This is a genomic window from Candidatus Binataceae bacterium, assembly GCA_035308025.1.
Classification (GTDB): Bacteria; Desulfobacterota; Binatia; order Binatales; family Binataceae; genus JAJPHI01.
In genome coordinates, this window is the sequence record DATGHL010000004.1 from 88706 (window position 1) to 111273 (window position 22568).

The window sequence follows — 22568 nt, forward strand, 5'->3', positions numbered from 1 at the left end:
TGACGGCTTAAACCTAGACCGCCCCGCCCCAAGCGTCAAACGCGAGCGTCAGACGCGGTCTTCAAGTCTGCGGCGGGCTTGAGCCGAATGCACTGAAGATCAGAATCAGCGCGACGCCGATCGTGATCGCGCTGTCGGCAAAGTTGAAAACCGGATAGCTGAACCAGCCATGATGGAAATAGATGAAATCAACGACGCGGCCGCGCATCAGGCGATCGATCAGATTGCCGATCGTGCCGCCCAGGATGAGCGCGAACGCGATCGCGGATGAGCGCATGCTCGCCTCCCGGGCCAGCAGCACGGTCAGCACCACGATCGCACCGAACGAAAGCACGATGAAGAAGACGTGACGGAAGCCCGCGGGCATCGTCGCAAACAGGCTGAAGGCAGCGCCGGGATTCAGCGTATAGGCCAAATCGAGCCAGCCCGGCACGATTGGCCGGCTCTGGTACAGCTCGAAGTGCGTGCTCACCAGATGCTTGCTCATCTGATCGAGCAGCAGAACTGGAAGCGTCACGAGTCCGAGCATCAGCGCAACGTGATTGCGGGCAGGCCTCGTGGTCGCGCCGGCCAGGTTCCGGGCGAGCGCGGAACTCACGTGGCTTCAGCGGCGACGAGTGCGCGACAGCGCACGCAGAGGTCCGAATGGCCGCCGTCGTCGTAGTAGCACCAGCATCGTTGGCATTTGAGCCCGGGCGCGCGTTCACCTACGACCACGACCGGGGGCTGCGCGCCGATACGCCCGAATCTACCGTCGCCATTGAAGGCGTCGTCGCCGTTTGCGCCGGCTTTGAATCTTGCGACCTCGCCGTCGGCCAGCAACGACACTTCCGAGACAATGAAGAGATCCTTGAGTCCGGCGCGATAATGATTCAGCGCGTCAGTCACGCTACGATGCTCCGACCCGACGACGCCGAGACTCAGGCGCGCTTCGAGCGGCGCGCCGATCGCGCCGGCTTGACGCATGGTCTCAAGCACCTTGAGCGCCTGATCCCGCACCTGCATCAGGCCACTCCAGCGGGCTTCGAGGTCAGCATCAACAAAGCGCGGGTCGGGCTCCGCCAGCGTCAGCAGATGGACGCTGCTCCCGGTTCGCCCGGGCACGTGCGAATAGATTTCGTCGGCTGTGAAGGGAATCAGCGGCGCGAGCATCCGCACCAACGCGTCGAGCATCAGGTAAAGCGCCGTCTGTGCGGAACGTCGCTCGCGCGAATCACGCCCGTCGCAGTAGAGCCGATCACGCGCAACATCGATATATAGCGAGCTCAGATCGATCACGACGAAATTCAGGATCGCGTGATAGGCCGTCTGGAAATCGAACTCCTCGTATGCACGCCGCACCGTCGCCTTGAGCCGCTCCAGGCGCGCCATCACGAAGCGATCGAACTCCAGCATCGATGCGGGCGCGACCGTATCGCGCGCCGGCTCGAAATCGGCGAGATTCCCAAGCATGTAGCGGCAGGTGTTGCGCAGCTTGCGATAGGCCTCGGTCACGGCGCTGAAAAGGTTGTCCCCGACGTTCATGTCGGAGCTGTAATCGACCGACGCGAAGACCAGGCGGAACACGTCGGCGCCGATCCGATTAACCACCTCTGACGCGTACTCGAAATTGCCCAGCGACTTCGACATCTTGCGGCCGAGTTCGTCGAGCGCAAGGCCGTGACTGACGACAGTCGAGTACGGCGCGCGACCATTCACGGCGGCGGCGGTGATGAGTGAGACCTGAAACCATCCGCGCGTCTGATCGACGCCCTCGACATAGGCGTCGCAGGGCCACTCAAGCCCGCGCGACTTGGTCAGGACCGCGGCGTGGGAGCATCCGGAGTCGAACCAGACGTCGAGCACGTCCTCCTGCTTGACGAATTCAGCGCCCGTGCACGCCGGGCAGCGCAAACCGCCGGCGAAATCCGCGACTGGCCGCGCGTACCACGCGTCAGAGCCTTCGCGGGCGAAGATCTCCTGCGCGCGCTGCACAACCGCGCTGTCGAGCGTGACTTTCTCACACTTCGCGCACTTGAGCGCCGGGATCGGCACGCCCCACGCGCGCTGGCGCGAGAGACACCAGTCGGGCCGCGCCTCGACCATGTTGCGTATCCGATCGCGCGCCCAAGCGGGAACCCACTGCACGCGATCGATCTCGGCGATCGCGCGCGCGCGCAGCCCTTTATGATCGATCCGCAAGAACCATTGCTCGGTCGCGCGGAAGATCAGCGGATTCTTGCATCGCCAGCAATGCGGATAGCTGTGCTCAAACGGCTCCGCTTTGAGCAGCGCGCCAAGGGCGCGCAGATGCTCAACGATCGACGGGTTCGCTTCGAAGACGTTGCGGCCCGCCCATTCGCCTGCCGCAGCGGTAAAGCGCCCGGCGTCGTCAACCGGCGTGAAGGTTTCGAGGCCGTACTTGTTGCCGATTACGAAGTCTTCGTAACCGTGGCCGGGCGCGGTGTGCACCAGCCCCGTACCGGCGTCGGCGGTGACGTGATCGCCGAACATCAGGCGGCCGTCGCGGTCGGCAAAGGGATGGCGGAAGAGGTCGCGGCCGTCGAGCGCCTTGAGCGCCTCGCGCTTGAGCGGAATCCGTCGTGCGACCTGCAGTCCGCACGCCTGCTCGACCGCTTCGGCCAGCCGCTCTGCCACGATGTAGCAATTGTTGCCGACTTGTAATGCCGTGTAATCGAAGTTTTCGTTGAGCACGATGCCGAGGTTGGCCGGCAGCGTCCACGGCGTCGTCGTCCAGATGACCGCGTAGAGCCGGCCCGCGCGATGCGCCGCCGCCAGGGCCGCGCCGTCCGCCGCATCGACCGCGAGCGCCGCGGCGTCGCCCGCATTCTGATTCAGCCCGAAGGCCACATAGATCGCGGTCGAAGTGTGATCGCGGTACTCGACCTCGGCCTCGGCGAGCGCGGTGCGGCAATCGAAGCACCAGTGCACCGGCCGCAGGTCGCGATAGATAAAGCCGGCGTCGAGCAGTTCGCGCAGCACGCCGATTTCCGCCGCTTCGTACTCAGGAGCGAAAGTCAGATAAGGATTCGCCCAGTCGCCCGTTACTCCGAGCCGGATAAATTCCTCGCGTTGGATGTCGATCCACTTCTCGGCGAACTCGCGGCAGAGCTTGCGTATTTCGAGTTTCGGAATCGTGCGAATCTTGTCGCCGAGGTCGCGCGCAACCTGATGCTCGATTGGCATCCCGTGGCAATCCCAGCCCGGAACGTAGGGTGTGCGATAGCCGAGCGACGCCCGCGAGCGTACGATGAAATCCTTGAGAATTTTGTTGAGCGCGGTGCCGAAATGCACGCGGCCGTTGGCGTATGGCGGACCGTCGTGCAGGACCCACGCAGGCGCTTCGCGGCGCGCCGCAAGCAGTTGCGCGTACAAACCGTCCGCCTTCCAGCGGGCCAGCGTCTCCGGCTCCCGTTTCGGCAGATTCGCCTTCATCGGGAAGTCCGTCTTCGGAAGTTTCAGGGTTGCCTTGTAATCGCGCTCTGCCACAGTCCCGCCGACACGCCTCCAATCGTCTGTCAGCTTCAAGCCTAAGGCGTGAATGCTGCTCGCGGTTCAGGTTAGCATAGATTAGTGGATGATTCTGAAGGTGAGGAAAATGGTGAATCTGAAATCGAGCATAATCGCCCGCTGGATGGTTGTGATCGTGGCGAGCGCAGGCGGGTTGATCGCTGCGGCGACTCTGGCCGCAGACGCGGGTTCGAATACCGCGCCAGGCATCCGCGTGGTCGTCAGCGGTCTCCGCAACGATCATGGGCGCGTTGGTTGCGGTCTTTTCAAAGGCCCTGACGGCTTTCCGCGCGACGCCTCTCGCGAGTTCCGCGGGATGTATGTCCCGATCAGCGGTGGTGTCGCGGTCTTCAATTTTGCGAATGTGCCCGCCGGCACCTACGCGGCCACCGTCCTGCACGACGAGAATGAGAACGGCAAGATGGACTTCAACTGGATTGGGATGCCGACCAAAGGGTATGGCTTTTCCAACAATGCCAAAGCCACTTTCTCACCGCCGTCGTTCGCTGCAGCAAGCTTTAAGTACCCCGGCACCGGCATCGTAACGGCCCCGATTACGATCGTATATCGATGAGTTCCGCGCGCGCCGGAACCATCCGCATGACGCGAAATCCATCACGGGGTGATCGGCCATGAGCGCCTTGCAGGGACTGCGCGTGCTCGATCTCACCGACTATCGCGCCGGACTCTGCGCGCGCCTGATGGCGGACATGGGCGCCGACGTGATCAAGATCGAACCGCCCGGCGGCGACCCCGGACGGCGGATCGGCCCCTTTCTTGATGATCAGCCCCATCGCGATCGCAGCCAGTTCTTCTGGTTTTACAACTTGAACAAACGCTCGGTCACGCTCGATCTTCACCAACCCGCGGGCGCGGAGATTCTGCTCAAGCTCGCGGGCTCGGCGGACATCATCATCGAGAACTTCGCCCCCGGCGTCCTGCGCGATCTTGGTCTCGGATGGGACCTGCTGCATCGCCTCAACCCGGCGCTGATCCTGCTCTCGATCGCGCCGTTTGGACAGAGCGGGCCGTTTCGCGATTATCTCGCCGATGACACCGTGTTGGCGGCGCAGGGCGGAATGCTCTATGTCAACGGCTCGCCCGGACAACAACCCGTGCGCCCGCTAGGTTTGCAGGCCTATCACGCATCAGCCTACTTCGGCGCGATCGAGACCCTGTGTGTGCTCTTTGCCCGCGATCGCGACGGTACCGGCCAGTGGATCGATCTCAGTATGCAGGAGGCGACCGCAGCCGCGGTCGAGCATGTCGCCGGCAGCTACTTTGGCGAGGGCCGCGTCGAGCCGCGTCGCGGCACGCTCCATTGGAGCCGTTATTTCCGCGTCGGGCGATGCCGCGATGGCTACATCATGCATTGCACGCTGGGCGACTGGACCTCGCTGGTCGAATGGGTAGCGTCCGACGGGATGGCGCAAGATCTCGTCGAGCCGCAATGGATCGATGTGGTCTATCGCGCCGAGCACGCCGAGCACCTGTTCGACGTGCTCGATGAATGGGTGAAGAATTACACTTGCGACGAGCTGCTTGAACACGCACAGACCCTGCGTCTGCCCTATGCCAGCGTCCGCCATCCCGAGGCGCTCTTCACGGATGAGCAACTCGCCGCGCGCGGCTACTTTGTCGAGGTCGAGCATCCGGAGCTGGGCCGCAGCTTCCGCTACCCTGGCGCGCCCTATCTCTTCAGCGGATCGCCCTGGCGGCTCTATCGGCGGCCACCGCCCCTCGGTGAGCATACGAACGAGGTTCTGCGCGACGAACTCGGTCTCGACGCCGGCGAACTCGCGGCGCTCGCCGCTGAGGGAATCATCTGAGAATGGCCCTTCTGCCGCTGGAAGGTATCCGCGTGCTCGACTTCACCTGGGTGGTGGCCGGTCCGGTCGCCACGCGGATCCTCGCCGACCACGGCGCGGAAGTGATCAAGCTCGAACGGCGGCCCGGCCCGCTGGGTTCGCGTCAGACTGGCCTGCAAGGCGAGCTCCATCGCAACAAACGCTCGATCGCAGTGAACATGTCGCATCCGCGCGGCATCGAGATCGCGCGCCGCCTTGCACGGCTCAGCGACCTCGTGATGGACAACTTCTCGGCGCGCGTGATGCGCGGATGGGGCATGGATTACGCCAGCCTGTCGCCGATCAAGCCCGACATCATCAGCATCAGTATGTCCGGGCTGGGCCATACCGGCCCGCGCGCCAGCTACGTCAGTTACGGGCCGACGCTCCAGGCACTTGGCGGCTACACGCTCCTGATGGCGGAGGCGAGCGGCGCGCCCGCCGGTTTCGGCTACTCATACGCTGATATGTGCGGGGGGTATACGGGAGCGCTGGCCGCGCTGATCGCGCTTTGGCATCGACGGCGCACAGGTCAAGGACAGTTCGTCGATCTCTCGCAGTTCGAGGCGGTTACGAGCGTGATCGGCCCGGCCCTGCTCGATATCGCGGTTAATGGGCGGGAGCAGTCGCCGCCGCAGTATCGCTCGCAAGAGGCGCCGGCGGCGCCGCATGGGGTCTATCGATGCCTTCCGCTTCGGGAGACGGCCGACTCCGCGCGGCGCGGCCATAGCGAAGACGACGACCGCTGGATCGCGATCAGCGTCGGCACGCAGGCCGAGTGGGAGCGCTTCGTTGCCGCGATCGGCGCGCCCGCGTGGACCGGCGCGGCGAAGTTCCGCACACTCTATTTGCGGATACGAAATTCAGCAGAGCTGGACGAAAACGTCACGCGCTGGACGCTCGCGCAGGATGCCGAAGAGGCGATGGCGCGGCTGCAGTCGGCAGGCGTAGCCGCCGGCGTGGTCTGCAACGGTGCGGATTTGTGCGCCCGCAATCCGCAGCTTCAGGCGCGGAATTTCTGGAGCACCGTCACCCTGCCGGACGGCGCAACGACACGCGTAACCGGGATACCTGCCCATTCGTCCCCGCCGCTGGCCTCGATTCGCACGCCCTCGCCGTTGATCGGTTCCGCGAACGAATACGTACTCGGCGAGTTGCTCGGCCACGACGCTGCCGTGCGCGCGGAGCTAATCGCGTGCGGCGCGGTATGGGAGTGAGGCACAAGTTTCCGGTTGACAGCGGATTTATTCAAGCGCATTTCTCACCTGAAAATCTGAAGGGAGAGATACTCAAATGAAGATTCGCAATTCCATTGGCCTGCTGGCCTTGGCTGGCGTCTGCACGACGGCAACGCCGTTGTTCGCCGCGAGCTTCGACGTCTGCGCAACCGCGGCGACCGACGCGAAGTTCGATTCGACCGGAACGTTTTTTACCGCCACCGCGCCGGTCTATGCCGGCGGTACGATCGCCCAGAGCAGCACGGCGATCGATTGCAGTACGATCACGACTCCTGTGATCGGTACGTTCTTCACCGTGGGCGCGTTTATCGCCGGCCTGCCGGCATCCGGACCGCTCGATACCGCCCTGGTGACCTGGCACTTCCGCATCGGCGGCCGCGCCTTCGACACGATTGGCCCGGTCCAGGGCAATGGAGCCGGCGGCGCAACGCCGGGGCAGCAATACCCGCAGACGATCGTCGGTTCTACTGGCGGGGGAACTGGCAACGGGCAGGCGATCGTCACAGTGCTCGATCCATCCGGCTTCGTTTTCGAGATCACGACGCCGCGCTCCAGCGTTCGCTGACACTCATCGCGACGTATCGCGGGCTGTGAGATTTCTGCCCAGCCACCGACGATACGAATCACGAACCAAGGGGGGACCGCTGACGCGGCCCCCCTTTGATTCTCCCGCAAGTTCGCGGACTCGACGGCTCACGGGACTGAGTAGAGACAAAGTTTGCAGCGCGTTTGGGCTGCACTTCGCCTCTGCAAATTCACTATACTGCCTTACGTGCCAAGGCTTCACGCAAGATTAGCCGGCGTCAGAGAGGCCGACGCGCTTTGTTAGCCAGCGTACTCTCCAGCGCGATCGCCGGGGTTGACGCCTTCGCGGTTGAGGTCGAAGTCGATATCGGCGGCGGCGCGCCCTCCTTCCGCATGGTCGGGCTGGCCGAGGGCGCCGTCCGCGAGGCCTACGACCGGATGCGCTCGGCGATTCGCAACTCCGGCTACGAGTTCCCCGGCAGCAAAATCACCATCAACCTCGCGCCCGCGGATACCCGCAAGGAGGGCTCCGCTTTCGACTTGCCGATGGCACTGGGCATCCTCGCCGGGGCGGGCATGATCGAAAAGCGCGAACGTCTCGACCGCTATCTGGTGTTGGGCGAACTGGCGCTGGACGGCCGAATCAAGCCGGTCAAGGGCGCACTACCCAGCGCGCTGCTCGCGCGTGCGCGCAAAATGGACGGGATCGTGCTGCCGCGCGAGAATGCCGCGGAGGCTTCCGTGATCGGTGAAGGCGTCGCAGTAATCGGCGTCGAGACCCTCCAGGAGTCGATCGAATTCTTCGAGGAGTTGCGCACGCCGCCCCCGGCCAATGCCAATTTAAGCGAACTCTTCGAGGCCGCCAGCCGCTATGACCTCGATTTCAGTGAAGTCAAGGGTCAGGAGCAGTCCAAACGCGCGCTCGAAGTCGCCGCCGCCGGCGGCCACAACGTTCTGATGATCGGGCCGCCCGGCTCCGGCAAGACGATGCTCGCGAAGCGGCTCCCGACCATCCTGCCCGCCATGACCTTCGAGGAGGCGATCGAAGCCACCAAGGTCCATAGCGTCGCGGGCATCCTCGACGGCCTGGCGCTTATCGCCACGCGGCCGTTTCGCTCACCGCATCATACGATTTCCGACGCCGGACTGATCGGCGGCGGACCGTTCCCGCGTCCCGGCGAAGTCAGCCTAGCGCACAACGGCGTCTTGTTTCTCGACGAGCTTCCCGAATTTCGTAAGAACGTCCTCGAAGTCCTGCGCCAGCCGCTCGAAGACAACCGCATCACGATCGCTCGCGTGCTCGGCACCGTGACCTTCCCGGCCAGCGTGATGCTGGTTGCGGCGATGAATCCCTGTCCGTGCGGTTTCTTCACCGATTCGCAGCACGAATGTAGCTGCTCGCCGATCGTGATCCAGCGCTATCGCTCGCGCATCTCGGGGCCGCTGCTCGATCGCATCGATATACATATCGAGGTGCCCGCGGTTAAGTATCGCGAGTTGACCGATCGCACTTCGAGCGAGACTTCGCTGACGATTCGCGAGCGGGTCAATCGCGCCCGCGCGCTTCAGCTCGAACGCTTTCGCGGCTTGTCGATCTATTGCAATGCCCAGATGGGCGCGCGCCAGTTGCACGCCTGTTGCCAGGTCGAGAGCGGCGGCGAGCGGCTACTCGAGCTCGCGATCAACCGCCTCGGACTGAGCGCGCGCGCCTACACGCGAATCCTCAAGGTCGCGCGCACCATCGCCGACCTCGACGACGGCGGTCCGCTCCAAGCCCATCACCTGAGCGAGGCGATTCAGTATCGCTCCCTCGACCGCCTCGCGCTGTAACCCAACCATATCGTCCATTCAGGGAATGTGTAATAACGCGGATGCGAGCGAATGGACGGTAGTCTCCTGAATGAACCGATAAACCTAACCTGAGCCAAGCTCACAAGCGTGGACATACTCAAGTTCCTTATCCAATTTGGTGGCCTCTTCTTTGAGTATCCACGGCGAATAGCAATTGCCGTCGTAGCCCTGACGGCAATCTTCGCGTACTTTCGCTACTGGTATCTACGCGATTACCGAGGCGAGCAAAGATTCGCCCTCTGGCGTTCGGTAATCGTTTTTTCGTTGGGCGTAGCAATTGTGTCGTCAATAATCGGCTGGCTGACGTACAGATATTGGGGTTTGCCATGTTCCTTCACGGACGGACAAATCGGCATATTGATTGCCGAAGTGCCTGGGGACCAAAATCGCGAACAGCAGAGCGCGTACCAAAACAGCATATTTCTTCAGTTCCAAAGCAGCGAGCAGTTGCGGGGGATCGCGCACGTAAAGCAGATCGAGCGGCCTCTTCCTCCTGATGCTGATGACCAGCAAGCTGAAGCGCTCAAAATCGGCCGTTGGCTCCGAGCTGCTCTTGTCCTGCGGCCTTTCGTGGTGGAAGGCACCCAAGAACCTTGGCTGACCGTAGTGAATCCCCAGCGTATCTTCCAACCCCAGTCTAATCTTGAGGAATTTCCGAGCTCACAACTCGCCACGCTCGATAAGTTGCCTCTTCCTCAGGAGATCGCTCAAATTGCCAAGACCGTTTTGGCGCTCGCGCTAGGCGCCCGCGGGTCCTACAAGGAAGCGGCCCAAATTCTCAGCGACGTATTGAAGTCAGGTCGCTTGCCTGAGGCCACTGCGAGTCGTGAAGCCCTGGATCATCTGCGCGGCAATTATCTCCTTTTATCTGGGAACACCATTGAAGCGATCGCCGAATACAAGGAAGCCCTCCGCCTCAACCCGAACGACGCGGAGGTGGACAATGACCTGGCTCTTGCCCTTAATACCAATGGGCAGCACGACGAGGCCATTACTCAGCTCAAGGAGGCCCTCCGCCTCGAACCCGGCCTTGCCGCGGCCCACAACAACTTGGGGGCTGCGTTTGATGTCGAGGGCCGACACGACGCCGCCATCCCCGAGTACAGAGAAGCCCTCCGTCTCAATCCCGACCTTGCCACGGCCCACAACAACCTTGGTATTGCGCTTAATTCCGAAGGCCAGCACGACGCCGCCATCGCCGAATACAAGCAAGCCCTGCGTCTTAATCCCGGCTATGCCGCGGCCCACGACAACTTAGGCGCTGCCCTTGATCACGAGGGCCAGCACGCCGCCGCCATCGCCGAGTATAGAAAAGCCCTCCGTCTCGATCCCGACTTTGCCCTAGCCCACTACAACCTGGGGGCCGCACTTTATTTCGAAGGCCAACCCGATGCTGCCGTAGCCGAATTTGAGAAAGCCATCCGCGTCAATCCTAACTATGCGGAGGCCCACAACGCCCTAGGGGGTGCGCTAGAGGCCGAAGGCCAGCACGATGCAGCCATCGCCGAGTTCAAGGAGGCCATCCACCTCGATCCCGGCGATGCCAGGCCCCACTATAACTTGGGTTATATGTTCTATGGCGAGGGACTGCCTGACGCTGCTATCGCTGAGCTCAAGAATGCCATTCGCCTTAATCCCGACTATGCCAAGGCCCACTACGCCCTCGGCATTGCGCTTAATGCCGAGGGCCAGCACGACGCCGCCGTCGCTGAGCTAAAGGAAGCTTTCCGCCTGAATCCCGACTTGTTCGAGGCAGGCAAAGCACATTAGGAACCGTCGAGACTTAGAGAATCCTGCCCGCCCGCTCAAGCCCGGAGCCGCTCAGGTGGTGTCAAGGAGTTTTCACGCATGATAAAGGAAATAATGCGGCCATTAATCCGGGATTTCCGCGTGGCAGGCATCCGCGGGAACGACAAAACAGAAGTCGGAGAAAGGATCAGCGTGACCTGCTAAGGCGGGCGTGCATGGTTTGACAGGGCATAAGTCGCCGCCTACCTTTAACTCATCGTGCTGGTACGCTTCGAGAGATCGTCCCAGCTCGCCAAATTTATTCGCCACAACGTTGATCCATGTTCGACACTCTAAGTGATCGCCTCGAAGGCGTTTTCAAGAAACTTCGCGGCCAAGGTCGGATCACCGAGCGCAATATCGAGGAAGCGCTCGGCGAGGTGCGGCGCGCGCTGCTCGAGGCCGACGTCAATATTAAGGTCGTTCGCGATTTCGTCGATCATGTAAAAAAGAAAGCCCTCGGCCAGGAGGTGCTGCGCTCACTCAGCCCCGAGCAGCACCTGATCCGCTTCGTCGCTAACGAATTGCGCGAGGTGATGGGCGGGCAGGCGCGCGAGCTCGACCTCAAGGTTAAGCCGCCCGTCAAGATCATGCTCGTCGGCCTGCAAGGCTCCGGCAAGACGACCTCGCTGGCCAAGCTCGCGCTCTTTCTGAAGAACGAACGCAAGCGCCATCCCCTGATGGTCTCGACCGACATCTACCGCCCGGCCGCAATGGAGCAGTTGCGCGTGCTCGGCGCTCAGATCGGCGTCCCGGTCGTGGAGAGCCGCGAGGATCAGGACCCGGTCGAGATCGTCAGCCGCGCGCTGGCGAAAGCTGATTTAGCCGGGCACGACGCGCTCCTCATCGATACTGCCGGTCGCCTGCAGATCGACGAAGAGCTGATGGACGAGCTGGCGCGGCTCAAGGGCACCGCGCAGCCGCATCATACGATCCTGGTCGCCGACGCGATGACCGGTCAGGACGCCGTCAACGTCGCCCAAGGCTTTCACGACCGGCTCAAGATTTCCGGCCTGATCCTGACCAAGCTCGACAGTGACGCGCGCGGCGGCGCGGCGCTCTCGGTGCGCGCGATCACCGGAGCGCCAATCCTCTTCGCCGGCATGGGCGAAAAGCTCGACGCGCTCGAGGTCTTCCATCCTGACCGCCTCGCCTCGCGCATCCTCGGCATGGGCGACATGCTGAGCCTAATCGAAAAGGCCCAGCAAAATTTTGATCAAGGCCAGGCCAAGGAGCTCGAGCGCAAGCTCAAGAAAAACGAATTCACGATCGAGGATTTCGGCGAGCAGCTCAAGACCATCAAAAAGATGGGCTCGATCGGTGATCTGCTCGGCATGATCCCCGGCCTCAAGAAGATTGCCGGCGCCACCGACACCGATGAGGCCCGCCGCGAGATGCTGCGCATTCAGGCCATCATCGACTCGATGACGATTCAGGAGCGGCGCAATCATCTGCTGCTCAACGGCCGCCGCCGCGCCCGGATCGCCGGCGGCAGCGGCACCTCGGTGCAGGAAGTTAATCGCTTTCTCAAGCAATTTGACCAGATGCGCAAGGTCATGAAGAAAGTCACCAAGATGGGCGCCGGCGGCGCGATGATGCGCGGACTTGGGTTTGGGCGCTAGAATCGATAGATATATTACCGAGGTAACGCATGGGACTTGTTATTCGGCTGCGGCGTCACGGCGCGCGCAAAAAACCCTTTTTCCGGATCGTCGTCGCAGATTCACGCTCGCCGCGTGACGGGCGTTTCGTCGACCATATCGGCACCTACGACCCGTCGACGGCGCCGGCCAAGGTTTCCTTGAAAGCGGGCGAAGCCGAACGCTGGATCAAAGCGGGAGCGCGCCCATCCGATACCGTGCGCAAGCTGATAAAGCTCGCGGGGGATGCTGTCCAGTCCACCTGATCCGTGTCCAGGGAGCCAGTCATGTCCGCCGCCCCGGAGCCAGCCATGAAAGATCTAGTCGAGTTTCTGGCGCAACAACTGGTCAACGATCCGGGCGCGGTGGAAGTCAGGGAGACTCAGGGCGATACCGCCTCAATTCTCGAATTGCGCGTGGCCAAGGAAGATCTCGGGCGGGTAATCGGCAAACAGGGCCGCACCGCCAAATCGATTCGCACGATTCTTAACGCCGTCGCCTCGCGCACAAATCGCAAGGTTGTCCTCGAAATCATCGAAGAGAAATAGGGCCGCCGTGTCGGGGCCCAAGAGAGCTGCGAGAAATATAGCTGCAGGGAAGACCGCCGCAAGCGGCGCGGATACCGGGGGTTATATTCGTATCGGACAGATCGGCAGGCCGCACGGCCTGAACGGGAGCGTTGTCATGTCACTCGATCAGCCCGAATCCGCCACACTCACAGCCGGACGACAGATCACGCTCGAGCACGATGACGGCTGCCGCGTCTACACCATACAGACGGTACAGAAGCTCGGTCATCGAGGAGTCAGGCTGACCCTCGCGGGGATCGAGACCTGCACCGCGGCCGAGTCGCTGCGCGGCCGCGCGATTCTCGTCGCCGAGCGTGACTTGCCGGCGCTGCAACCGAATGAGTTCTACGACTTCCGCGCGATCGGATGCGCCGTCGTTACCACCGACGGCCGCCGCCTGGGTACAGTGGCTGAGATCTTCGCCACCGGCGCCAACGACGTCATGATCGTGCGCGAAGGTCCAACCGAAGTACTGGTCCCGGTTATCGCCGACGTCATCAAGCAGCTCGATTTTGCCGCGCGCCAAATCACGATCACGTCGCTGCCCGGGTTGCTCGATTGATTCGCGCGTCAAAAAAGCAACTATGCAGTTTCACGTAATCACATTATTCCCCGAGATGTTCTCCGCACTCGACGCGGGCCTGATGGGCCGGGCCCAGCGGCAGGGCTTGGTTTCGATCCACACCCACGACCTGCGCGCGCACGGCCTGGGAAACTACCGCCAGGTCGATGACACTCCCTACGGCGGCGGCTGCGGGATGGTGCTGCGGCCCGAGCCGCTCGCCGCCGCGATCGACGCGGTCGATTCGACCGCACCGGGCCTCACACGCATCCTGATGACGCCGCAGGGCGAAGTGCTCGACCAGCCGCTGGTGCGCGAGCTTGCGAGCCTCCGCCCCGGTCTGATGTTGATCGCCGGCCGCTACGAAGGCTTTGATGAACGCGTCCGCACCTTGGTTGACCGTGAGATTTCAATCGGCGACTACGTGCTGAGCGGCGGCGAGCTCGCAGCGATGACCTTGATCGAAGCAGTCGCGCGGCTGATACCAGGAGTGCTCGGAAATGCCGACTCAGTGCGCGAGGAGTCGTTTGGCGTCACTGTCGCGCTCGAATATCCGCAATATACTCGTCCGGAAGAGTTCCGCGGGATGCGCGTGCCGGAAATCCTGCTCAGCGGCGATCATGGCAAGATCAGGCAGTGGCGGGCAGCCGAGTCGCGCAAACGGACAGCGCGCCGCCGCCCGGACCTAATCGGCGGCGAGCGCAAAGCCTGACGTGGCGGAGCTGTTCGTCGCTCTGCTCCATCATCCGGTGCTCGACCGCAACGGCCGCGTCGTCACCTCGGCGATCACCAGTCTCGACCTTCACGACATCGCGCGCGCCGCGCGGACCTATGGCGTGCGCGGCTTTTACGTCGTTCATCCGATCGTCGAACAGCGCGATTTCGCACTGCGCGTGCTCGATCACTGGCGGCTTGACTATGGGCGCCTATACGATTCGCGGCGGCGGGAAGCGCTCGATTTAGCCGAGATCGTCGAAACCCTCGACGATGCGATTGCCGCAGCCGAACGGATCGCGGGGACGCGGCCGCGGCTGGTTTACACCTCGGCGCGAGTGGAAAACGGGATCAGTTTCGCGGAACTCCGCCGCGTCCGCGAAAGCGCCGCCGAGCCGCCCCTGATGCTGATGCTCGGGACCGGCTTCGGCCTCGCGCCGGCAATTCTCGAGCGCGCCGACCTCGTGCTCGCGCCGATCCATGGCCCGGGCTCGTACAATCATCTTTCGGTGCGCGCCGCCGCCGGCATCATTCTCGACCGTCTCTGCGGAAGCTGAACCGCGCTCGAGCAAATTTATTGGCCGACCCTCCCGTTGACGCTGTCCTGAAAAAAGGTATAAAGACCCGGTGTTTGGGCGCACAATCCGGCCTGCGACGATGTTGAAACAAGAATTGACACAAGATCGTAGCGTGCGGAAAGGTCAACCGGCCACGATGCGAAGAGATCGATCAGGATTGGGCATAGCCCTCGTTCTGGTAGGCGCTATCATCCTCGCAATGATTACTCCGACAGCCGCTCGCGCAAGCAGTGCCGGCGAAATCAAGGCGATCCAGCTCAGCATCGCCGCCGACGCGGAAAAGCGCGATCTCGACGGCATCATGAGCCATTACCTGCCGGGCGATAAACTCTTCGTTTTCGACATGTATCCGCCCAGGGCCTATATCGGATGGGACGCGTTTCGCGGCGACTGGAAGAATTTCCTCGACGCGCTCAAAGGGCCGATAAGTTACAAGCTCGGCGAGCTGACCGCCACCGCGGACGACCAGTTCGGTTATACGCACATGATTCAGTACATCCGCGGCACTACGCAGGAGGGCAAGCCGTTCGTACTGAACCTGCGCGAAACCGATGTCTATCGCAAAATCAACGGCACATGGATGATCGTTCACGTCCACGCCTCGGTGCCGGTTGATCTGAAGACCGAGCGCGGCGATTTTCTCGCGAAGTGGCGCTGATGCGGCGCGCGTGTGACGTTCGCTTGCTCGCAGTAATTCCGAGGGTCGAAGAGGTTTGATGGCATCGCAAGAATGGAAGCAGGAACTCGTTCGTATCGCCGGAATCGAGATGCCGGTGATCAAGGGCGGCAGCGGCGCACCACTTTTAGTGCTGCACGACGAACTTGGCTATGCCGGATGGCTGAACTGGCAACGCGCCTTGGCCAAGGAGCGGACGCTGGTGATCCCCTTCGCGCCGGGATTCGGGCAGACTCCGCGGCTTGGATGGATCGAGAATGTACGCGATCTCGCCTGCTTCTACGCGCGCTTTCTGCGCGAACAGGGCCTCGAGCGCGCCGACGTCATCGGCTTCTCCTTCGGCGGGTGGGTCGCGGCCGAAATGATCGCGAACAATCCGGCGCAGTTTCGCCGTTCGGTGTTGGTCGCGCCCGGCGGCATCAAACCCGCCGAAGGCGAAATCATGGATCTGTTCCAGGTGCCGGCCGACAAGTACCTCAACGCGACCGTCCATAATCGCGCTGCAACGCCCGAGTTCGGTATCCTCTATGGTGGTGAGAGCACGCCGGAGCAATTCGAGGCCTGGGATGACGCGCGCGCCGAGTTCTCGCGCATCGCGTGGCAACCCTACTTCCATACGCCGAGCCTGCCTTATCTGCTCGAGAGCGCGGGCAAGGTCGAATCTTTAATCGTCTGGGGTCGCGACGATCGCGTGATTCCGCACGCCGCCATCGCCGCTTACCATCGCGCCTTGAGCGGGTCGAAACTCGCGATTCTGGATAACTGCGGCCATCGGCCCGAGATTGAGCAAACCGGCCAATTCGTCAGCACAGTCACAAATTTTCTGCGCTAGACAGCAGGAGCGATTCTCATGCATTTCATGTGGTTCACCGAGCGCGCATATCATTACGATCCCGAAACCGAGCCCGAAAAGTATCGCGAGCTGGAGAATCAGATACTCCGCTTGCGCAGCTTTTACGGTACGCCGAATCGTTTCTTTGATCCCGAGCACGGGGCGAAGATTATCAATCAGTATCTCGACGAGAAGGTTTACACCGATCAGGAGTTGCTCAACTTCGACGGCGTCATGCTCAACGAGCATCACGGCACGCCCTTCTGTCTGGGCGCCGTGATGGACGTCGAGGCGGCAGTGATCGCGGCCAAGACCAAGCGCATCCGGATTACGCTGCTCGGCAATCCGGTGGCGACAGTCGGGAACCCGCTGCGCCTGGCGGAGGAACTCGCGACCATCGACCTGATCTCCGGCGGCCGGCTGACCACCGGCTGGGTGCGCGGCGCCGGCAGCGAGCAGTTCGCCAACAACACCAATCCCGCCAAGAATCGCGAGCTGTTCGAGGAAGGCGTCGATTTTATCGAGAAGGCCTGGACGACGCCCGGGCCGTTCCGTTACGAGGGCAAGAATTTTCACTTCCGCCAGGTCAATCCGTGGGTCCTGCCGCTGCAGAAACCCCATCCGCCATTCTGGATTCCGGGGCTGATCAGTCCCGACACCGCGGAATGGTGCGCCAAGCGCCGCTATCCCTACGTCGCCCTCGCCACCAAACTCGAACCGACCATCGATCTCTTCGAGCTTTACGGTAAGACCGCGGCGCGCGCGGGCTATCAGGCGGGGCCGGAGAATTTCGGTTATTTGCAGCCGGTCATGATCAACGACAGCCAGGAGCGCGCCGAGGAACTGGGCAAGCGCTTGCTCTTCGGCGGCGCCTTTGCTCATTTCGCACGTCCGGAGTGGATGTTTCCGCCAGGCTACAACTCCAAGGCGGCGACCCGCCGCCTCGCGACTCTCGACGGTCCCAACACCTCCGGCAAGCCGATTTTCGCCGCGACCGGCGAGGAGACCGACGAGCAGATCGAAGCGATTAAGCGCAGTATCTATGCCGGCTACCCCCAAGTCCTGAAGGATATGCAGATGATCGCCGGGACCCCTGACCACGTGATCCCCAAGCTCAAAAAAGTCATCGATGCGCTCCGGCCCGGAATCTTTTCGTTCTGGCTTGACGGCCCGGTCTCGGCCAAGGAACGCCGCCGCTGTCTCGAGCTGCTCAATCGCGACGTCATTCCGCCGCTCCGCCAGTTCGCCAAAGAACGCGGCTTGACCGATCCGTTCGAATGCCGGCCGGGCTCACGACCGCTGGCGGGCGCGGAACAGTATCAGCCGACCACCAACGCCGCGGCTTTAGCGTGACAAAATGACGCGCAGAAAAACTCGCGCGTTCAGCTTGGCGTTGAGTCTCGCGACGCTCCTCGGAATCGCGCGGCCGGCCGCGGCGCGCGCTGATGCGGCCGCAGAAATCCGCGCCGCCCAACAGAGTATCGCCACCGGCGCCGAGGCCCGCAATCTCGACTTGATCATGAGTAACTATCTGCACAGCAACAAGTTGTTCGTCTTCGACGTCTATCCGCCGCGCGCCTATCTGGGCTGGAACGCATTCCGCAAGGACTGGAGCGATTTCCTCAACGGCTTAAAAGGGCCGATTACCTACCAGATGGTGGATATGGATGTCGATACGGACGGCAAGCTCGGCTACGTCCACGTGATCGAGCATATCGCGGGCGCCAGCACTGCAGGGAAGCCGGTCGAGATCAATATGCGGATTACCGAGCTCTACCGCAAAATCAACGGCAAATGGCTAATCGAGCACGAGCACGCCTCGGTGCCGGTCGATATCAAGTCGGGCCAGGCGGATATTCTATCGAAACAGTAAGTCGTGTGATTACTGGAATAGCGTCGCGGGGCGGCGGAGACTGGGACGCGTGGCCGAGGTCGCCATTGAGACCGCGCGCTGGTAGTCACCCTGCGATCGAAACCCGAAATCTCTCCGCCCGACGGTCGCGCTTGCGAGGCGTGCATCGCGCGCGACGCGTCGCCCGTACGATGGCGCTGAACGCCACCGTCTCTGCGGAGGCTGACGCCGACACCGTGTGAACCGGGTATTCTCGCGCTTCGACGGCTCCGTTAAGCTGGCAGCGCCCGCTTACACCGTAAACCAGGCGCACAGCTATGAGACTCTTCTCGGACGTAATTATCTTTTTCGGCGCGATCCTGCTGACCCTCGGCAGCGATCTGGTCGTGGAAACCGCGGGACAGAACCTTGCGAGTATCGGCGGATTGCTCGGGGTGTTGGTCTCCCTCATCGGGGTGTCGCTGTTGACGGCAGGTCTGCTCAGCCATTCGCGGCTGACGCGGGAGGGCAGTGACGAGGAGGCCGCGGAGCGCGCGATGAAGGGCAATGGCCGGCGCTGAGCGACAGAGCTGAGGCGCGCAAAGTTGCTTAGCGAAGAGCGCAATGGGCTGCGGAAAATCCGCCGCGCACGGAGCTCGATGCAGTTGCTGTTCGCTGCCTATCTCCCGCTATTATTGATCGCGACACGGCTGGCGCGGCCGCTATGGATAATTGTGGCTCTGTCGATCGTATGGGCGATTGCGATGCTTCGTTGCGCGACGCGGATCGCCTTCAGCCATTGTCCGCGCTGCGGCAAATACTTTCATTCGTCGAGCGACGCTCCCTCCTTCCGCAGTCTGCTGGTGCGATCATGCATGCACTGCGGCTTGCCACTGCGCGCCGAGCGGGTGATCTACCCGAGCATGGAATGAGTGCCCACGAGCAACGGCCGCAGGCCAACCTGCGACGAGCACTGACGATCACGCTGTTACTCGGCTTGTACGGCATGGTCGGATGCTTCGAATGGAGCGAGGACCCGCAGGGCCATTTGCATTCGGTGGGCCTGCCCGGGATTCCGGTGTGGCAGTCGCAGGCAACGCCCGCGCCGCTGAATCCAACCGACCTCGGTATGTCGGCGGACGAGGCGGCTAAAATGAGCGGTCCGATCCTGGTCGAGCCGCCGGACAGCACCTCGCGCATGTGGCGTTACCGCTATTACGCGAAGGGACAGAATCGCTGCGAAGTCGATCTGCAAAAGCTGCTTGAAGAGCGGGCTCAGCTAGGGATCGGCGGCGCCGACCCTTATTGCTCCGAACATCCGCCGGTGCCGAGCGCGAGCGTTAATCCCCTTCCTGCCGGACCCTGAAGCATTTCACTTTACTATCTGCTTCGGCGCGGCCGGAAACGCGGGGATTGAGTCGCCCGTCGGCGTCGGCTAAGTTGGTTAGCTCGATTCTCGGGGACCGGATTCCATGAACAGCATTATTGAAAAGATCGAGGAGCGCGCCCTGCGCAAGGATCTCCCCGCGTTTCGGGTGGGCGATACCCTACGCTTGCAGGTCAAAGTGGTCGAGGGGGAAAAAGAGCGGCTTCAGCTCTTTGAGGGCATCGTCATCAAGATGAACCGGGGCGGCAATCGGGCGGCCTTCACGGTGCGCAAGATCTCCTACGGCATCGGGGTTGAGCGCATCTTCCCACTGCACTCGCCGCGGATCGAGAAGATTCAGGTCCTGAGCCGCGGCAAGGTCCGGCGTGCGCGGTTGTACTATCTGCGTGGACTGTCAGGCAAGGCCGCCCGCGTCGAGACCTTGAGCTGAGGGCTCTTTCCTAAGAAGCTGGGATTCTTCGCCTCGCAGACTTGGCTCAGAATGACATCGCGACTTGCTCCGCGGTTACAGCATTCACGAAACATGACAGTATTAGCCCGGAGGTTTAGCTCCGCTCGGGACGCCGGTTGCTGAGGCGCCGGTACGGACATCGCCTTCGAGCTGTGCGCCTTCGCAGATCGTTAGGCTTTCAGTGTCGATATTCCCCTTGACGCGAGCGCGCGGACCAAGCACGACGGATTTCGCGTCGACGACGTCGCCGGTCAGCTCACCCAGGATTAGGACGCGCGGGGTCCGCACCTTGCCCTCGACCGAGGCTTGTTCGGAAATGACGACCAACTCGCTGGAACTGACCTCACCGCGAAGGCGACCTTCGATGCGGACCGGCTCCTGAAAGACCAGGCGCCCCGAGACATTGATGCCGGGACCGACTGCGATCCGCGTGCGCTCTTCGATCCAGGCATCGCCGGGTGTATGCGGCAGCATCGGGGCCGGCTGACGAAAACTCTCGGTGGACGACGCCGCTGGAGCAGTGCGGGCACCGAGCGCTTCGTTTCGAGTGGTGAAGGCCATCGATTCTGCTCAGACCGGCGCCGGAAACACATGGCACGCGACCGCGTGACCGCCGCGCCCGGCAACCAGCGGCGGTTCAGTCGTCTTGCAAATATCTTTCGCATAGGCGCATCGCGGATGGAAGCTGCAGCCGGAGGGCGGGTTGAGCGCGCTGGGCGGCTCGCCCGCGAGCTTGATACGTTCGACCCGATCGGCGGCGTCGATCACCGGAATCGCGGAGAGTAGCGCGCGCGAGTAGGGATGGCGCGGGTTGAGATAGAGCTCGCCGCGCTCGGCGACTTCAACCAGCTTGCCGAGGTACATGATCGCGACGCGCCGGCTGATGTGCTCAACTACGCGCAGGTCGTGCGCGATGAAGAGATAGGTCAGCCGCAGCCGCTCCTGCAGGTCCTGGAGGAGGTTGATGATTTGGGCCTGGATCGAAACGTCGAGCGCCGAGACCGGCTCGTCGAGCACGAGAAAGCGCGGTCCGACGGCCAGCGCGCGCGCGATGCCGATGCGCTGGCGCTGGCCGCCGGAAAACTCATGCGGATAACGTTCGAGCGCGTCGGCGCCGATCCCTACCATCTCGAGCAGCTCGCGGATGCGATCCTCCTTGGCGCGGCCCTGCGCGAGCCGATGGATTTCGAGCCCCTCGCCGACGATCGCCCGCACGCGCCTCCGCGGATTCAGCGAGGCGTAGGGGTCCTGAAAGACGATCTGCATCTCGCGCCGCAAACGGCGCAGTTCCGCGCGCGTCAGCGAGGCGAGGTCACGGCCGTCGAAGATGACGCGGCCCGCGGTCGGCTCAAGCAGGCGCAGAATCAAGCGTCCCAGCGTCGATTTTCCCGAGCCGGATTCACCGACCAGGCCGAGCGTCTCGCCCGCCGGTATTTCGAGGTCAACACCGCCGACCGCCTTGACGGTTAGCCGTTTCCCCAGGAGGCCGTCGCTGCCGGCCGGAAACTCCTTGCTCACGCCGACGCATTGCACGAGGTTTTCTGCCGTCGATGACGCCGCCGTGAGCGACGGCGAGGGCTGCGCGGAGAGGCTCGCGTCAGACTCGGATGCAGGCGGCATAGTGGTCCGGGGCCTTGCGCTCGAGCGGTGGATCGACGGTGGTGCAGTCCGCGATCGCGATCGGGCATCGCGGATGAAAGCGGCATCCGCTGGGCGGCGAGGCGGCGTTCGGAATCGAACCTGCGATGGCGGCAAGGCGGTGCGATTGACGCCCGTCGATCCCCGGAATCGAGGCGAGCAGGCCGCGCGTGTAAGGGTTGAGCGGATTGGCGAAGAGCTCCGCAGTGGCGGCCCGCTCCATCACGCGCGCCGCATATAGAATCGTCACCTCGTCGGCGTACTGGGCGACGATTCCGAGATCGTGGGTGACCAGAATCACCGCGAGGCTGAGGCGCTGCTGAAGCTCGCGAAGCAGATCGAGAATCTGCGCCTGGATCGTTACGTCCAGCGCAGTCGTCGGCTCGTCGGCGATTAAGAGCTGGGGCTGGCACGCCAGCGCCATCGCGATCATCACCCGCTGGCGCATCCCGCCCGAAAGCTGATGCGGGTAGTCGTTGACGCGCCGCGCGGGATCGGCAATCCCGACGGTGCGCAGCGCCTCGACGGTGCGCTCGCGGGTCTCGTGGCGTCCGGTGCGCTGATGGAGCCTGATGGCCTCGCCAATCTGGCTGCCGATAGTGAAGACCGGATTGAGCGAAGTCATCGGCTCCTGAAAGATCATCGCGATCCGCGCGCCGCGCATCGCGCGCATCGCGGCTTCGTCGAGCTTGAGCAGATCAACGCCCTCGAAGCGAATCGAACCGCCGGTGATGCGGGCGCCTTCGGGCAGCAGGCGCATGATCGAAAGCACGCTGATGGTCTTGCCGGAACCGGACTCGCCGACGATTCCGGTCAGCCGGCCGGGCGTGGCGGAGAAGCTGACGCCATCGACGACCCGCACCTCGCCCTTCGGAGTGAAGAAGGAGGTGCGCAGATCTTTCACTTCGAGCAGGGGTTGCACGAAGCCTCA

General features: G+C 62.7%; 25 protein-coding genes. 20 read left to right on the top strand and 5 right to left on the bottom strand.

Annotation, left to right across the window (positions count from 1 at the left end; all coding sequences use genetic code 11):
- Positions 1–61: 61 nt before the first annotated feature.
- Both lspA and ileS read right to left on the bottom strand, forming a co-directional pair.
- Positions 62–598, bottom strand: coding sequence for a signal peptidase II (gene lspA / locus VKS22_00925; GenBank protein HLW69161.1), 537 nt, complete (start codon positions 596–598; stop codon positions 62–64).
- The gene (gene ileS, locus VKS22_00930) at positions 595–3489 is read right to left on the bottom strand and encodes an isoleucine--tRNA ligase (GenBank protein ID HLW69162.1); all 2895 of its coding nucleotides are present in this window, start codon (positions 3487–3489) and stop codon (positions 595–597) included. The genes lspA and ileS overlap by 4 nt, the downstream gene beginning before the upstream one ends.
- Positions 3490–3598: 109 nt before the next feature.
- Between ileS and VKS22_00935 the strand changes: the two genes are divergently transcribed.
- The 20 genes from VKS22_00935 to rplS all read left to right on the top strand — a co-directional run bounded on the left by VKS22_00935 (position 3599) and on the right by rplS (position 19978).
- The gene (locus VKS22_00935) at positions 3599–4084 is read left to right on the top strand and encodes a DUF2141 domain-containing protein (GenBank protein ID HLW69163.1); all 486 of its coding nucleotides are present in this window, start codon (positions 3599–3601) and stop codon (positions 4082–4084) included.
- 58 nt (positions 4085–4142) lie between these two features.
- Complete coding sequence (locus VKS22_00940) at positions 4143–5339, top strand: CoA transferase (protein HLW69164.1); 1197 nt, start codon at positions 4143–4145, stop codon at positions 5337–5339.
- A gap of 2 nt (positions 5340–5341) precedes the next feature.
- On the top strand, positions 5342–6574 hold the full coding sequence (locus VKS22_00945) for a CoA transferase (protein HLW69165.1): 1233 nt from the start codon (positions 5342–5344) through the stop codon (positions 6572–6574).
- 76 nt (positions 6575–6650) lie between these two features.
- A complete protein-coding gene (locus VKS22_00950) occupies positions 6651–7160 on the top strand; it encodes a hypothetical protein (protein ID HLW69166.1) in 510 nt (169 codons plus the stop codon).
- Between the two features lie 257 nt (positions 7161–7417).
- The gene (locus tag VKS22_00955) at positions 7418–8950 is read left to right on the top strand and encodes a YifB family Mg chelatase-like AAA ATPase (GenBank protein HLW69167.1); all 1533 of its coding nucleotides are present in this window, start codon (positions 7418–7420) and stop codon (positions 8948–8950) included.
- A 108-nt stretch (positions 8951–9058) separates the two neighbouring features.
- Positions 9059–10741, top strand: a complete 1683-nt coding sequence (locus VKS22_00960) for a tetratricopeptide repeat protein (GenBank protein HLW69168.1) — start codon at positions 9059–9061, stop codon at positions 10739–10741.
- A 299-nt stretch (positions 10742–11040) separates the two neighbouring features.
- Complete coding sequence (gene ffh / locus VKS22_00965; GenBank protein HLW69169.1) at positions 11041–12381, top strand: signal recognition particle protein; 1341 nt, start codon at positions 11041–11043, stop codon at positions 12379–12381.
- Positions 12382–12410: 29 nt separating this feature from the next.
- A complete protein-coding gene (gene rpsP / locus VKS22_00970) occupies positions 12411–12665 on the top strand; it encodes a 30S ribosomal protein S16 (protein HLW69170.1) in 255 nt (84 codons plus the stop codon).
- A 45-nt stretch (positions 12666–12710) separates the two neighbouring features.
- Entirely contained in the window at positions 12711–12947 is a 237-nt protein-coding gene (locus VKS22_00975) for a KH domain-containing protein (protein HLW69171.1), read from the top strand.
- A 7-nt stretch (positions 12948–12954) separates the two neighbouring features.
- Positions 12955–13530 carry a ribosome maturation factor RimM gene (gene rimM, locus VKS22_00980; protein ID HLW69172.1) on the top strand — a complete coding sequence of 192 codons (576 nt, stop codon included), beginning with the start codon at positions 12955–12957 and terminating at the stop codon, positions 13528–13530.
- A gap of 22 nt (positions 13531–13552) precedes the next feature.
- Positions 13553–14242 carry a tRNA (guanosine(37)-N1)-methyltransferase TrmD gene (gene trmD, locus VKS22_00985; protein HLW69173.1) on the top strand — a complete coding sequence of 230 codons (690 nt, stop codon included), beginning with the start codon at positions 13553–13555 and terminating at the stop codon, positions 14240–14242.
- A 1-nt stretch (position 14243) separates the two neighbouring features.
- Positions 14244–14801: an RNA methyltransferase gene (locus tag VKS22_00990; protein ID HLW69174.1), complete on the top strand. Its 558-nt coding sequence runs from the start codon at positions 14244–14246 to the stop codon at positions 14799–14801.
- A gap of 220 nt (positions 14802–15021) precedes the next feature.
- Entirely contained in the window at positions 15022–15480 is a 459-nt protein-coding gene (locus tag VKS22_00995) for a nuclear transport factor 2 family protein (GenBank protein ID HLW69175.1), read from the top strand.
- A gap of 58 nt (positions 15481–15538) precedes the next feature.
- Positions 15539–16330, top strand: coding sequence for an alpha/beta hydrolase (locus VKS22_01000; GenBank protein ID HLW69176.1), 792 nt, complete (start codon positions 15539–15541; stop codon positions 16328–16330).
- Between the two features lie 18 nt (positions 16331–16348).
- Positions 16349–17683 (top strand): LLM class flavin-dependent oxidoreductase, encoded by a 1335-nt coding sequence (locus VKS22_01005; GenBank protein ID HLW69177.1) that lies wholly within the window; start codon positions 16349–16351, stop codon positions 17681–17683.
- A 4-nt stretch (positions 17684–17687) separates the two neighbouring features.
- Entirely contained in the window at positions 17688–18203 is a 516-nt protein-coding gene (locus VKS22_01010) for a nuclear transport factor 2 family protein (GenBank protein HLW69178.1), read from the top strand.
- 296 nt (positions 18204–18499) lie between these two features.
- The gene (locus tag VKS22_01015; GenBank protein ID HLW69179.1) at positions 18500–18742 is read left to right on the top strand and encodes a hypothetical protein; all 243 of its coding nucleotides are present in this window, start codon (positions 18500–18502) and stop codon (positions 18740–18742) included.
- A 78-nt stretch (positions 18743–18820) separates the two neighbouring features.
- Complete coding sequence (locus tag VKS22_01020) at positions 18821–19093, top strand: hypothetical protein (GenBank protein ID HLW69180.1); 273 nt, start codon at positions 18821–18823, stop codon at positions 19091–19093.
- Positions 19090–19527 (top strand): hypothetical protein, encoded by a 438-nt coding sequence (locus tag VKS22_01025; GenBank protein ID HLW69181.1) that lies wholly within the window; start codon positions 19090–19092, stop codon positions 19525–19527. Before VKS22_01020 ends, VKS22_01025 begins: the two co-directional genes overlap by 4 nt.
- A gap of 106 nt (positions 19528–19633) precedes the next feature.
- The gene (gene rplS, locus VKS22_01030; GenBank protein ID HLW69182.1) at positions 19634–19978 is read left to right on the top strand and encodes a 50S ribosomal protein L19; all 345 of its coding nucleotides are present in this window, start codon (positions 19634–19636) and stop codon (positions 19976–19978) included.
- A 102-nt stretch (positions 19979–20080) separates the two neighbouring features.
- Here rplS and VKS22_01035 read toward each other — a convergent pair whose 3' ends face one another.
- Genes VKS22_01035 through VKS22_01045 form a run of 3 tightly spaced genes read right to left on the bottom strand, consistent with a single transcriptional unit; the run spans position 20081 to position 22559 of the window.
- Entirely contained in the window at positions 20081–20560 is a 480-nt protein-coding gene (locus tag VKS22_01035; protein HLW69183.1) for a polymer-forming cytoskeletal protein, read from the bottom strand.
- Positions 20561–20569: 9 nt separating this feature from the next.
- Entirely contained in the window at positions 20570–21619 is a 1050-nt protein-coding gene (locus VKS22_01040) for an ABC transporter ATP-binding protein (GenBank protein ID HLW69184.1), read from the bottom strand.
- Entirely contained in the window at positions 21597–22559 is a 963-nt protein-coding gene (locus VKS22_01045) for an ABC transporter ATP-binding protein (GenBank protein HLW69185.1), read from the bottom strand. Before VKS22_01045 ends, VKS22_01040 begins: the two co-directional genes overlap by 23 nt.
- Between the last annotated feature and the right edge of the window lie 9 nt (positions 22560–22568).